The sequence below is a fragment of the Streptomyces colwelliae genome, assembly GCF_048158785.1.
In the GTDB taxonomy this organism is placed as follows: domain Bacteria; phylum Actinomycetota; class Actinomycetes; order Streptomycetales; family Streptomycetaceae; genus Streptomyces.
The window spans coordinates 1-12,482 of record NZ_JBLTJC010000026.1 but is presented as its reverse complement, the minus strand read 5'-3'; the positions used below and the strand labels follow the sequence as shown (position 1 = coordinate 12,482).

The following is a 12,482-nucleotide window of genomic DNA, read 5'->3' as shown; positions in this document are numbered from 1 at the left end:
TGTCGACAACGTAGTCAAGGGATCTGTCCACGATCCCGTCAACGAACCTGTCGGCGAAGTGAGTTGACGGAAAGTCAGCGCAGTCCGAAGTCTTCGGACCAGGCCGAGATCTCCCCGACGGTCGCGTTGCCCCCGCAGACCACGAGGCCGAGCCGGGCGCCGTCGCCGACCCGCCGCAGCACCTGCCGGGCGGCGGGCAGCAGACAGCCCGCGGCGGGCTCGGTCCACACCTTGGCGTGCTCGGCGAGGTCGAGACAGCCCCGCACGGCGTCCCGGTCGGGGACGGTCAGCACCTCGGTGACGAGGGCCGACACATGGTCGTACGTCAGCTGCGACACGGCCGGCGCGCTGAGCGTCGTCACGATCGACGACGGCGTGACCGGCACCGGGCCGCCCGCCGCGAGCGCCGCGGACATGGCCTCGGCGCCCTCCGTCTCCACGCCCCAGACCCGGATCCCGGGCCGCCGGGCGTGCAGGGCGGCGGCGATGCCGGCGATCAGGCCACCGCCGCCGATGCTCACCAGGACGTCGGTGAGTTCACCGGCGTCCTCCGCGAACTCCAGCCCCACGGTGCCCTGTCCGGCGATCACCACCGGGTCGTCGAACGGGTGGACCAGGGTCAGCCCCTCGTCCCGCAACCGGTTCACCAGCGCGAACGCGCTCGGCATGTCGTCCGTCAGCCGCAGCGACGCGCCCGCCGCCTCCACCAGCGCGACGGACCGCGCCGGCGCCGAACGCGGCATGACCACCGTCGCCTTCACATCGAGCGCCGCCGCCATGACCGCGAGCGCGATCCCGTGGTTGCCGCCGCTGACCGCCACCACTCCGGCCGCCAACTCGCCCTCGCTCAGCGACAGCAGCTTCGCGGTCGCCCCGCGCGCCTTGAACGAGCCTGTGCGCTGCAACAGCTCCAGCTTCGTCGTGACCGGGACACTGAGCAGCTCGGAGAGCCCGAAGCTCTCCAGGGTCGGGGTGCGCACGACGTGTCCGGCGATCCGCTCGGCGGCGGCTTCGATGTCCGAGATGCCGATCAAGGCAGTCATCCTTCCGGCCCGGGGACAGGTGACCCGTGCCGATTCGACCCTGACCCGGAAAGGACGCGCAGGTCAACACGTTTCAGAGATCGCGGCGCACCAGGAACTCCAGCAGGGACCGCAGGTCGTCCGCGGGCCCGGCCGTCAGCGGCACACCGGCGAGAGCCGTCTCCACGGCGCCGATGTGCCGACGGGCCTCCGCCAGCGCCGCCGCACGCCCACCCGCCTCCTCGATCAGCGCGGCCGCCACGGCGGGTTCGGTGCCCGACTCCAGGAGGGCGGCGAGGCGTCGGGCGCCGGGGGCGGAGAGCGCGGCCAGGACCGGGAAGGTCTTCTTGCGCTCGCGCAGATCTCCGTGCACGGGTTTGCCGGTCACCGCCGGGTCGCCCCAGATCCCCAGGACGTCGTCGACCAGTTGGAAGGCGATGCCGAGATGCCGTCCGGCCCGGTCGAGCGCGGCGACCGTCGTCGGGGGCGCTCCGCCGAGCACGGCACCGAGCGCCACCGCGCAGCCGAGCAGCGCGCCCGTCTTGCCCTCGGCCATCGCCCGGTACTCGTCCGGGCGGACCCGCTCCGGCCCCGTCCAGGGGCGCGCCGCGAACAGCAGGTCGTCCGCCTGCCCGTGCACCAGGTCGCCGAGCGCCGTGGACAGCAGACGCAGCCCGCCCGCGCCGCCCGGGGCCGCGGCGAGCGTCTCCACGGCCAGTGCGAACAGGGCGTCGCCCGCGAGGACGGCCGGTCCCGTGCCGTAGGCCTTCCAGACCGTGGGGCGGCGGCGCCGGGTCGGATCGCCGTCCATGATGTCGTCGTGCAACAGCGAGAAGGTGTGCACCAGTTCCACCGCCACGGCCGCGGCGACCCCGGCCCGCCCAGGGGCCCCGGCCGCCTCCGCGCCGAGCACGGCGAGGGCCTGCCGTACGCCCTTGCCGCCCGGCGCGGCGACGGGAGCGCCGCCCACCTCGCACCAGCCGAACGAGTAGGCCGCCATCTCACCCATCCACGGATGCAGCCGCCCGACCGCCTCCGCGAGAGCGGGCCGCACCAAGTCCCGGCAGCGGGACAGGACTTGGGGCACGGACGGTGTCGCTACGGTCGAGGAACGCGCCGTCACCGTACGACCTCCGCCGTGCCGCCGACGCCCAGCTCGTCCTGCGCCCGGGCCACCATCTCCCGTGCGTGTCGCAGGCCTATCCGTTCCAACGTCCGTGCCAGCTCGGCGAGTTCGGCCGCCGTCTCGGTGCGGTCGCGGCCCAGCCGGGCCAGGGACTTGGCCAGGCCCAGCCGGGAGAGGGCCTCGCCGCGCGGCTCGCTCATCGCGCGGAACTCGGCGAGCGCCTGCTCGTAGAGGTCCCGCGCCTCGGCGTAACGCCCGGCGCGGTAAAGGACGTTGCCGCGCATCTTGTGGTTGTAGGCGAGCGCGCTGGACAACGTCATCGCGCGGCAGCTCTCCTCCGCCTCGGACAGCAGGCCGAGCGCCCGCTCGGTGTCCTGGTCGCGCACGGAGACGATGTCGGCGAGTCCGCGCAGCGCCCAGGCGTGTCCGCGCCTGTCGTCGGCGCCCGCCGCGATCTCGGCCGCCTCCTCGAACATCGCGAACGCGGTGTCGTAGGAACCCCTGTTGCGATGGATCTGCGCGATGCCCTCCAGTGCCCACACCGTGTGCCGGGCCTCGCCGCGCTTGCGGGCCTCGGCGAGGAGCTGTTCGTGCAGGCGCGCCACGGCCTCGTAGTCGCCCTGGATGCGGCCGGTCTCGGCGAGGCCCGCCAGCGAGTAGCCCCGTACGACGATGTCGCCGCCGCGCTCGCCGAGTTCGGCGGCGAGCCCCAACAGCCGCCAGGCCAGCGGGAACGCGCCGCGCTGCCGGGCCAGGGTGCCGCCGCTCCACATCGCCCAGGCCATCGCGGCCGTGTCCCCGGCCTCGCGGGCGGCGCGGTAACTCGCCTTCCACGCCCGGTCCGCCTCCCGCACCTGCCCGAGCCGCCGGTGCGCCTCGGCGACCGCGAGCCCCGAGCGGGCCGCTTCCCCGGACTGTCCGGACCGCTCGGCCGCCGCCAACTGCTCGGTGCCGGCGGCCAGTACGTCGACCAGTGAGGAGTTCACGGACAGGGTGGTGAGGGCGCCCTGGTACTCCGGAGCGAATGCCTTGCCGTACATCGATGCCTTTCGGTCCGTATGCACCGCATGTAGACACTGTGTGTATACGTAGTGGGTATACGTTGTGTGTATACATCCTGTGCATAGATCGTCGAAAATGAGCCCTGGCCGTGGGGGCCAGGGCGTCATCCGCTGATGTGGATCAAGACGTCGATGTGTACGGCGAGGTTGCCTCTGAGGCGTAGATCACTCGCCGCGACCTCAGTGCTGCTGCGCCTTCTGCGGGGTCTCCTCGCTGGGCCGTACGACGACGAACCCCTCGCCCTGGAGCATGAGTTGGACCGCCTCGCCGGAGCCGCCGCGCAGCATCGACCCGATGGACTGCGAACGGTGCAACGAGGTCTGGAGGTGGGCCGACCAGCCGACCACCGCGTCCGTGTCGACGAACACCGGGTACTGCGCCGAGACCGGTATGACCAGCGGGTTGCCCTCGCAGACCAGACCCAGCTTGCCCTGCCCGGTGAAGACGCTGTTGAAGAGGCCGCCGCCCGCGATGCCGGAGCCCTTCACCGTCTTGATCGCGTACGACAACGAGGCGTCGAAACACAGGACGTTGCGGCCGTTGACGGTGAACTCGTCACCGGGGTCGATCTCGACCACGAAACAGTTCTGCGCCTCGTGCGCGAACCACGCCTCGCCCTGCCCGCGCACCGCCATCAGCGGCAGCCCCTCACCGGTGACCGCGCGCTTGAGCATGCCGCCCACGCCCTGGCCCTTGCGCTCGAACTGGAGGTTGCCGCGGTAGGCGATCATCGCCCCCTGGCGGGCGAGCATCTCGCCGTTGACCGCGTACCTGATGCACTTGGCATTCTCGACGGTCATGCCCGGCGCGGTGGCCGGCTGCACCATGTGCTCACTGGAAAACAGATCACCCTTCATGCGGGCATCCTGACCCGGAAGATCTCATTCCGCCAAGATCGTGGACGGGTTGACCGTCCCGGGCGGTCAGGCACCGAAGAGCTGCGTCCAGTACGTCCCCATCTGTCCGCCGCCCGCGAAGCCGATGCCGATGTGGGTGAAGTCCGGCTTGAGGATGTTGGCGCGATGCCCGGGGCTGTTCATCCATCCCTGCACGACCTCGGCGGCCGATCGCTGACCGCAGGCGATGTTCTCGCCGATCGTGCGCCTGCGCGAACCCGCGGCGGCCGCCCGGTCCCACGGCTGCGAACCGTCGGGCGAGGTGTGCGAGTAGAAGGCGCGGGCCACCATGTCGGTGCTGTGCGCCTGCGCGGCGGCGGCCAGCAGCGGGTCTACGGCCAGTGCGCGCAACCCGGCCCTGGCGCGCTCCGCGTTGGTCAAGTCGACGACCCGCTCCGCCGTACGGGCCAGGTCGCCCACTGTGAACGGCCTTGCCCACAGCGCCGTCCAGAAGACGTCACCGGAGCGGGCGTCGACGGCCTGGGCGAGACCCGCGTGCGTGAACTCCCGCTCCAGCAGCGTCCGGCGGGCCTTCTCGGTGCGCAGGCAGTATTCGACGAACTCGGCGGGGGTGCGCGGTCCGGAGACCAGGTGCTCGCCGATGGTGAGGTAGGCGTAACCGGCGCGGACGACCCGCTGGTACACGGACGTGCCGTCACGGCTCTCGGCGCCGAGGTGTCCGGCTGCGGCCATGCCGGCGGCGTGGGCCTGAGCGGCGGAGACGAGCCGCGGGTCGAGGGAGACCGGCGGTGAACCGGCGTCGGCGCGGGCCGAGTTGGCGAGGGAGAGGAAGTCGGTGCGGTCGGGCGCCGGGGAAGTGGGCGAGCCGTGGTACGGGCCTGCGGGGGACGCCGTTCGGGGCGCGGGGACGGACGCTGATCGTCGCGGGCCGGACGCGGATGCGGGCCGCGAGGTGGTCGTGGACCGAGGGGAGGTGCCCGGCGTCGGGGGTGACGCGGCGGAGCCTGCGCCGCCTCCCGTTCCCGCCCCTCGGTCCGGCGCGGGGACCGTGTCCTCGGCGATGTCCACGCCGAAGTCCCGCGCGACACCCGCGAGTCCGTCCGCGTACCCCTGTCCCAGTGCGCGCAGCTTCCAGCCGGTGCCGCGCCGGTAGAGCTCGGCGAGGAGCAGGACGGTCTCGCGCTGGGGGCGTGGTGGGGTGAAGCGGGTGAGGGGCCGGCCGCCGGCGTCCGTCACATGGAGGGTCGGTGCGGGCAGGCGGCCCAAGGGGGTCCCGGGATCGGCGGGACTGATGACGACGGTGACCCGCGCGGCGCCGGTGCGCAGGCGGGCCGGGTCGATGGCCAGGGTGTCGTCCCGCAGCCGCGCTCCGGGCGCCGTCGGCTGGTTGTAGAACACGAAGTCCGCGTCACCGCCGACCTTGCCGCTCTCGTTCGTGATCAACGCCGAGATGTCGAAGGGGCCGGGCACCCACAGGGTCAGGGCGCCGCCCGGAAGGGGTAGATTGCCGCCCGGCACCAGCTCGTTCATGGCACCGCCCTCGTTGTTCGTGCCCGGTGGGGGAGTTCCCCGGTGGGGGACTTCGGTGGGGGACTTCGTCCTCCACTCAACGTCCCGCCAAGGCGCGAGGGTTCCCACGTGCGGAGGCGGGGGCCGGAGAGCGACGCTGCCCGACCCCCGCCTCCGCACCGCGTCCTCAGTCCCGTGCGACCCCCGGCGCGATGTCCTCGTAGGCCACGTTCCGTTCGGTGACGTAGGAGCCCCGGCCCGTGAGCGGTGAGCTCTGGATCGCCCTCGTCCGCTTGCCGCAGAACGCCGACTCCAGGGTGCGCGCCATGGTGTTCAGCACCGTGCCGTTGTTGGAGGTGTTGGCCAGCGCGGTGAGGCTGCGGCGGCCGTCCTTCGAGGTGAAGGAGTAGGTGTAGAAACCCTGGACCGCGCCCGTGTGGCCGTACACCGAGACACCGCAGGACAGATCGCGGCGGCGCAGTCCGAGCCCGTACCGGGTCGTGCTGTTGACCGGGGTCCACCGCTCCATCTGCGCGAGTTGGGCGGCGGAGGTGAGCCTGCCGCCGAGCAGCGCGGAGAAGAAGGTGTTCAGGTCGCGCGTGGTGGAGATGACAGCGCCGGCGCTCTGCGCCCAGGACACCGTCTGGTCGGTGGCGTCGACCAGCTTCGCGCCCGCGCGGTCCGGGGTGAGATAGCCGTGGGCGTACCGGCCCGGGATCTTCGTGGCCGGGTGGACGTAGAAGGTGTCGCGGAGCTTGAGCGGCTTGATGATCCGGTCGCGGTACTCGGTCGCCACGGAGTGGCCCGTCAGTTTCTCGATGAGCATCCCGGCGACGACGAAGTTGGTGTTCGAGTACGAGTAGGCGGCGCCCGGCGAGTTGGTGCGCGCGTGCCTGAGCGACAGCTGGACCAGCTGTCGGTAGGTGAAGACCTTGTCGCGTACGGCCTCGAAGCCGGAGACCGAGCTGGCGAACATGGAGTTCGTGTAGTCGTACAGACCGCTGCGGTGGCTCATTACGTGGCGCACGGTGATCCGCTTGTCCGGCAGCAGTCCGGGGAGGTAGCGGTCGACCGAGGCGTCCAGGTTCAGCTTGTGGGCGTCGACCAGTTGCAGCAGGACGACCGCGGAGAACGACTTGGTGACGCTGCCGATGCGGAAGCGGTCGGCGTTGCCGATGGCCCGACGTGTCGAGCGGTCGTCGATGCCCGCGGCGGCCGTGTGGACGGTGCCGTGGTCGTCGATGCGGGCGATCGCCCCGGGCGCGCCCTGTGTCGTGAGCGTGCGCAACACGGCACGGAGACCTGCCATGTCGGGGGCCGGAAGTGCGGCCGCGCTGCTGGTTCTCGTGGTGTCCGACCCATGGGTCGCGGCATGCGCCGGTACCGCCGTGAGCGTCAGCAGTGCCGCCGCCGACGCCGTGGCCCTGCGCACCGTTCTTGAGACCATCCGGTTCTCTCCCGTTTTTTTCTCGGTATGCGAGATCGATCACAGTCGGGCGAGGCAACCTTCTCGCGCCCCGTCACATCTCCACAGCTGACGCACAGTTGGTCATTCGCTGATCACTGAGCGATGCGGATTTGCCAAGTATTGCCATGAAAGGCTCGAAAACCGTTCATTTCGGCTTTACATGTACATGGTGGATGCGTGAGGGTTTCGGTCCGGGGCCCGACCAGTCCCGCGGGCGCTTTCAACCGCGCCCTGTCTCAAGGCGGTTGGGGATCCCGGCCGTCTTCGTACGGAGGAGCCCTCATCCATGCGTGGACCCCACATACGCGGCCTGGCGGTCGCCGTCGCGGTGACGACGGCCGCCACGGGGCTGGCCGGCACGGCCTTCGCGGGACCGGCCACGGGGACGGACGGTGCGACGTCCTCGACTGACACCGGCACCAGTGCCGCGTCCGTCGTCACGACCGCGCGTGCCGCCGCGTTCGCGCACGCGTCGGCGACCGGTGTCACGCGGGGCGATGAACTCCGGGCCCAGGACGTGATGATCGACCCCGAGGGCGCACGCCATGTGCGGTTCCTACGCACGCACCAGGGCATGCCCGTCCTCGGCGGCGACCTCGTCGTCCATCTCTCCCACCAGCTGGCCTACACCGGCGTCACCCGGGCGGCCGACCAGAGCGTCAGGCCCGCCACCACGCGGGCCAGGCTGACGGCAGGTCAGGCCGAGGCGAAGGCCGCCGCCGTCGGAAAGGGCGACGCGGGCACCGCCCACCTCGTGGTGGACGCCCGGGACGGGGGAGCCGCCCTCGCCTACCAGGTGCCCGTCAGCGACAGCGGCACCGCCGAGGCCGCCGGCACCCGCACGGTCGTCATCGACGCCGTCACCGGTAAGGTCCGCAGCAACACCCCCGACAGCGACGAGTTCCTCTCGCCCAAGCTGCTCGACGCCCTGCGCGAGCGCGGCGAGACCCTGGACCCCGCCACCGGCACCGGCGTACAGCCGACGTCCCTCACGGCAGCCGCCGCGACCCGCGCGGTCCACTACCCGGTCACCGCCTCGGGCACCGGCACCTCCCTCTTCGCCGGCAAGGTACCGCTCACCACCACCCGCACCGCGCGCACCAGTTACCTCCTCAAGGACCCGACCCGCTGGGGCACCGAGACCCGCGACGCCAAGGGGAAGGAACTGGAGAACTTCGCGCAGGGCAAGAAGTTCACCACCACGACGAACAAGTGGGGCAACGGCACCGTCTCGCACCGCGACAGCGCCGCCGTCGACGCCCAGTACGGCATCACCAAGACCCTGGACTTCTACAAGAAGACCTTCGGCCGCAAGGGCATAGCCAACAACGGCAAGGCCGCCCGCGGCATGGTCCACTTCGGCAACAAGGTGGCCAACGCCTTCTGGGACTCGACCTGCGGCTGCATGCTCTACGGCGACGGCGACGGGGACATGTTCAAGAAGCCGCTCGTCGTCCTCGACGTCACCGGCCACGAACTCACCCACGGCGTCGTGGACGCCACCGCCAAGCTGGAGCCCACCCGCGTCGACGCCGACGGCAACCAGTACGGCGAGGCGGGCTCCCTGAACGAGTCCCTCGCGGACATCTTCGGCTCCAACGTCGAGTTCAGCGCCAACAACGCCAAGAACCCGCCGAACTACCTGATCGGCGAGAAGCTCGGCCTCGCCCAGAAGTTCCTGCGCCGCCTCGACCACCCCTCCCTCGACAAGCTGGAGGGCACGATCGACTACTGGTCGCCGCAGACGTACGACGCCGAGGTGCACGCCGGCTCCGGAGTCTCCTCGCACGCCTACTACCTCCTCGCGGAGGGCAGCGGCCGCAAGACGATCGGCGGCTTCGCCTACGACTCGCCCACCTACGACGGGTCGACGGTCACCGGCATCGGACGCGCCAAGGCCACGGCGATCTTCTACCGCGCGCTGACCCGCTACATGGTGTCCACCACCGACTTCCACGACGCGCGCACCGCGACGCTGAAGGCCGCGGCGGACCTCTACGGCGCGAGCAGCACGGCGTACAAGACCGTCGACCAGGCCTGGGCCGCCGTGAACGTCGCGGTCGCCAACACCCCTGCCGCCAGGCACTGATGACCGTCCGGGTGCCCTGCCACGAGCGGGGCACCCGGACACCCGGCCTCGGCCCGCAGCTTGTCGACCTCCTCAGATCCACTGCTTCTCGACCTCCTCGGACACGGTGAACACGGCCTCGCAGGAAGGGCAACTGGCCTTCCCGAACACGTACGTCAGCGCCCGCGCCACCTCCGTCTGCCCGAACTGGACCGCCTCGCCGTGCAGTCGCGCACCGATGCCGTCGAGCTGGCCGGGTGTGGCCGGTACAAGTTCCGTACGCCCCTCCGTGGCCTCCTCCTTGCCCGCGCCGGTCACGTAGTCACCGGCCGAGGTGAAGACGCCGTACGAGCCGAACGCGACGAACAGGCCGTCCTCGCACTCGGGACACTCCAGGTCGTACTCCTCGCTGTTCACCCCTTCCAGTGCCTCGGCCCACACCTCACCGCCCTCGAAGGCGAGCACGGCCATCGTCAGGTACACGTAGGTGTGCGCGTCCTGCCCCGGATCGGCGCGCAACGCCCTTGCCGCATCGAGCAGTTGGGCTATCTCGCGCGCGTACCGCGCACGGCACTCCTCGTCCGGGTCCGTGGTGATCAGCCCGGCCATGGTGACCGCCTGTATCGGCCCGCCCGGCGCCCGGCCCAGCGCGATGTCGGTGAGCACGGGCATCGCCGCCCAGCTCGCGTCGTACACCGAACCCTGGTGGCACAGCGAACCCCACAACTCCTGCCACACGGCGTCGTCCTCGGTGCCGCCGAGGCGCGCGAACAGGCCCGGGACGTCCTCTGCGCTGCCGTAGGCATGGGTCAGCTCGGACCAATCGATCGTCGTCATACGGCGATTGTGCCGCCCGGCACTGACAACGAGGCCTCGGCAGGCATCAGTTCCGCTCAGGCGGCTCACAACTTCGCTTCGACAAATCCTGCTTCTTTTATTGACGACGGAAAAGAAGGGATCTAGGTTCCCGCCATGCGCTCGATCCCCCGTACCGAGTCGTTCCCGGCACACACGCCGGCCGTCTCACAGGTCTTCACGACCGTGCTGTCCCACGGCCCCCTCACCCGTCTCGAGGTGGCCCGCCGGGCAGGGCTGTCGGCGGCCGCCGTGACCAAGGCGGTCCGGCCGCTGATGGAGGCCGGGTATCTGGCGGAGGGCGCCGACCAGGACGCGCCCCCGGCGCTCGGGCGGCCAGCGAACCTCGTCCGGGTCGACGGCGGACGGGCGTTGTTCATCGGGGTCAAGGTGACCGGCGACGAGATCATCGGCGTCCTCGCCGACCTGTGCTGCCGCATCCGCGTCGCCCGCCATGTGCCGCTGACCGACCACGATCCCAAGGCGGTGCTGTCGACGATCGCCGACCTGGCCCAGGAACTCCGCGTCGAGGCGGACGACTTGGGCATCCAGGTGCTCGGCCTCGGGCTCGCGGTCTCCGGTGACGTGGACCGCGGCGAGGGGGTCGTCCGCTACTCGCCGTTCCTGGAGTGGCGTGACGTACGCCTGGCCGAACTGGCCGCCATGACAACGGGGTTGCCGGTCACCGTCGACAACGACGTGCGCGCGCTGACCGTCGCCGAGCAGTGGTTCGGCGCCGGCGCGGGTCTCACGGACTTCGCCGTGGTGACCGTCGGCGCGGGCATCGGCTGTGGACTGGTCGTGCACGGCCGGGTCGTCGCCGGCGCCCACGGGGTGGCCGGTGAGATCGGGCACGTGGTCGTCGATCCCGGCGGGCCGCTGTGCCACTGCGGCAACCGCGGCTGCGTCGAGGCGATCGCCGGGGACGCCGCGATCGTCGCCCGCGTCCGCGAGGTGACCGGCGTCCAGGTCGCCGACACCGCCGAGGCGTTGGCCCTCGCGCACCGGGGCGACGCCGGAGCGCGCGAGGTGTACGCGCGGGCCGGTGAGGCGATCGGCCGGGGCATCGCGACCGTGGCCAACCTGCTCGGCCCCGAACGCGTGATCATCTCCGGCGAGGGCCTGGCCGCCTACGACCTGTTCGCCGAGCAGATCCGCGACTCCTTCGCCGCCGCGGCCTTCGGCTCCGCCGCCCGGTGCGACGTGTACACCCGTCCCCTGCCCTTCGACGAATGGGCCCGCGGGGCCGCCGCCACCGCGATCCAGTCCTTCATCCGAGCCGCCGACTAGCCCGCCCGATCACCCACGCCCCCTCTACGCCCGCCACACTCCTACCCGCACGAGGAGCCCGACGATGTACTCCCTCACGCCCGTCCGCGCCCTGAGAGCCATGGTGGTCCTGGCCCTCACCGCCGGCTTCGCCACCCATCTCCCCACCGCGCACGCGGCCACCCCCGCTGTGGACACGGCCTCCGCTGTCGCCGCCAAGCCCTATATGGGCTGGTCGAGTTGGAGCATGCAGTCGTCCAAGTACCCCGGCCTCAACCCGGACGGCGACTACAGCTACCTCACCGAGGCGAACGTCAACAAGCAGACCGACGCCCTCGCGAGCAAGCTGAAGAAGTACGGCTACGACTACCTCAACATCGACGCCGGCTGGTGGATGGACAAGGCCTGGAAGTCCGGATACGACCAGTACGGACGCCAGAAGGCCGACCCGGTCCGCTTCCCCAGCGGTATGAAGGCCGTTGCCGACCGAATCCACTCCAAGGGCCTCAAGGCCGGAATCTACCTACCCGCCGGCCTGGAGAAGGGCGCTTACGGCGACGGCAAGACGCCCATCTGGAACGCCGACGGCTGCACCACCGCCGACATCGTCTACAGCGACCTGCGCACCACCAACGGCTGGGACAGCGCGTACAAGATCGACTTCTCGAAGCCCTGCGCCCAGAAGTACATCGACTCCCAGGCCCAGTTGATCGCCGGCTGGGGTTACGACTTCCTCAAGCTGGACGGTGTCGGTCCCGGCTCCGGAAAGAGCGGCGACCAATACGACAACGTTGCCGATGTCGCCGCCTGGAACAAGGCCATCACCGACACCGGACGCCCCATCCACCTGGAAGTCTCCTGGTCCCTGGACTACGGACACGCGGCCGACTGGCAGAAGTACTCCAACGGCTGGCGCATCGACACCGACGTCGAGTGCTACTGCAACACCCTTGTCACCTGGGAGAACTCGGTCGACGACCGCTGGGACGACACCCCCGCCTGGACCGACAAGGCAGGCCCCGGCGGCTGGAACGACCTCGACTCCCTGGACGTCGGCAACGGCGCGATGGACGGCCTGACCAAGGCGGAGCGCCAGAGCTACGCGACCCTCTGGGCCGTGGCCAAGTCCCCGCTGTTCACCGGTGACGACCTCACCAAGCTCGACGACTACGGCGTCTCCCTGCTGACCAACCGCGAGGTCATCGCCGTCGACCAGAGCGACGCGCCGCCCGCCCGCCCCGTCACC

General features: G+C 70.9%; 10 protein-coding genes. 3 read left to right on the top strand and 7 right to left on the bottom strand.

Annotated features, from left to right (window positions below):
* Positions 1–74: 74 nt before the first annotated feature.
* The 6 genes from ACNFOC_RS08305 to ACNFOC_RS08280 form a co-directional block, all read right to left on the bottom strand.
* Positions 75–1,034 (bottom strand): pyridoxal-phosphate dependent enzyme, encoded by a 960-nt coding sequence (locus ACNFOC_RS08305; RefSeq protein WP_416958228.1) that lies wholly within the window; start codon positions 1,032–1,034, stop codon positions 75–77.
* An 82-nt stretch (positions 1,035–1,116) separates the two neighbouring features.
* The gene (locus tag ACNFOC_RS08300; RefSeq protein ID WP_416958225.1) at positions 1,117–2,145 is read right to left on the bottom strand and encodes a polyprenyl synthetase family protein; all 1,029 of its coding nucleotides are present in this window, start codon (positions 2,143–2,145) and stop codon (positions 1,117–1,119) included.
* The gene (locus tag ACNFOC_RS08295) at positions 2,142–3,188 is read right to left on the bottom strand and encodes a tetratricopeptide repeat protein (protein WP_416958223.1); all 1,047 of its coding nucleotides are present in this window, start codon (positions 3,186–3,188) and stop codon (positions 2,142–2,144) included. Before ACNFOC_RS08295 ends, ACNFOC_RS08300 begins: the two co-directional genes overlap by 4 nt.
* Before the next feature lie 201 nt (positions 3,189–3,389).
* Positions 3,390–4,067, bottom strand: coding sequence for an AIM24 family protein (locus ACNFOC_RS08290; RefSeq protein ID WP_328685458.1), 678 nt, complete (start codon positions 4,065–4,067; stop codon positions 3,390–3,392).
* Positions 4,068–4,133: 66 nt separating this feature from the next.
* Positions 4,134–5,597 carry a CAP domain-containing protein gene (locus tag ACNFOC_RS08285; RefSeq protein ID WP_416958221.1) on the bottom strand — a complete coding sequence of 488 codons (1,464 nt, stop codon included), beginning with the start codon at positions 5,595–5,597 and terminating at the stop codon, positions 4,134–4,136.
* A gap of 166 nt (positions 5,598–5,763) precedes the next feature.
* The gene (locus tag ACNFOC_RS08280) at positions 5,764–7,023 is read right to left on the bottom strand and encodes a serine hydrolase domain-containing protein (RefSeq protein WP_416958219.1); all 1,260 of its coding nucleotides are present in this window, start codon (positions 7,021–7,023) and stop codon (positions 5,764–5,766) included.
* A 307-nt stretch (positions 7,024–7,330) separates the two neighbouring features.
* Here ACNFOC_RS08280 and ACNFOC_RS08275 point away from each other — a divergent pair, with 307 nt between their 5' ends.
* On the top strand, positions 7,331–9,133 hold the full coding sequence (locus tag ACNFOC_RS08275; protein ID WP_416958217.1) for a M4 family metallopeptidase: 1,803 nt from the start codon (positions 7,331–7,333) through the stop codon (positions 9,131–9,133).
* A 72-nt stretch (positions 9,134–9,205) separates the two neighbouring features.
* On the opposite strand, the gene ACNFOC_RS08270 is transcribed toward ACNFOC_RS08275, so the two are convergent.
* Positions 9,206–9,949 (bottom strand): hypothetical protein, encoded by a 744-nt coding sequence (locus tag ACNFOC_RS08270; protein WP_416958214.1) that lies wholly within the window; start codon positions 9,947–9,949, stop codon positions 9,206–9,208.
* Between the two features lie 135 nt (positions 9,950–10,084).
* On the opposite strand from ACNFOC_RS08270, the gene ACNFOC_RS08265 reads away from it, so the two are divergent.
* Positions 10,085–11,257, top strand: coding sequence for an ROK family transcriptional regulator (locus tag ACNFOC_RS08265; RefSeq protein ID WP_416958212.1), 1,173 nt, complete (start codon positions 10,085–10,087; stop codon positions 11,255–11,257).
* Positions 11,258–11,321: 64 nt separating this feature from the next.
* Positions 11,322–12,482 (top strand): glycoside hydrolase family 27 protein (locus ACNFOC_RS08260; protein ID WP_416958210.1); only part of this gene is annotated, 1,161 nt, incomplete at its 3' end.

Excerpts from the sequence above, each read along its gene's own strand:
- ACNFOC_RS08285 (WP_416958221.1), bottom strand. The coding sequence starts at position 5,597 with ATGAACGAGCTGGTGCCGGGCGGCAATCTACCCCTTCCGGGCGGCGCC.
- ACNFOC_RS08295 (WP_416958223.1), bottom strand. The coding sequence starts at position 3,188 with ATGTACGGCAAGGCATTCGCTCCGGAGTACCAGGGCGCCCTCACCACC.
- ACNFOC_RS08265 (WP_416958212.1), top strand. The coding sequence starts at position 10,085 with ATGCGCTCGATCCCCCGTACCGAGTCGTTCCCGGCACACACGCCGGCC.
- ACNFOC_RS08280 (WP_416958219.1), bottom strand. The coding sequence starts at position 7,023 with ATGGTCTCAAGAACGGTGCGCAGGGCCACGGCGTCGGCGGCGGCACTG.
- ACNFOC_RS08275 (WP_416958217.1), top strand. The coding sequence starts at position 7,331 with ATGCGTGGACCCCACATACGCGGCCTGGCGGTCGCCGTCGCGGTGACG.
- ACNFOC_RS08270 (WP_416958214.1), bottom strand. The coding sequence starts at position 9,949 with ATGACGACGATCGATTGGTCCGAGCTGACCCATGCCTACGGCAGCGCA.
- ACNFOC_RS08290 (WP_328685458.1), bottom strand. The coding sequence starts at position 4,067 with ATGAAGGGTGATCTGTTTTCCAGTGAGCACATGGTGCAGCCGGCCACC.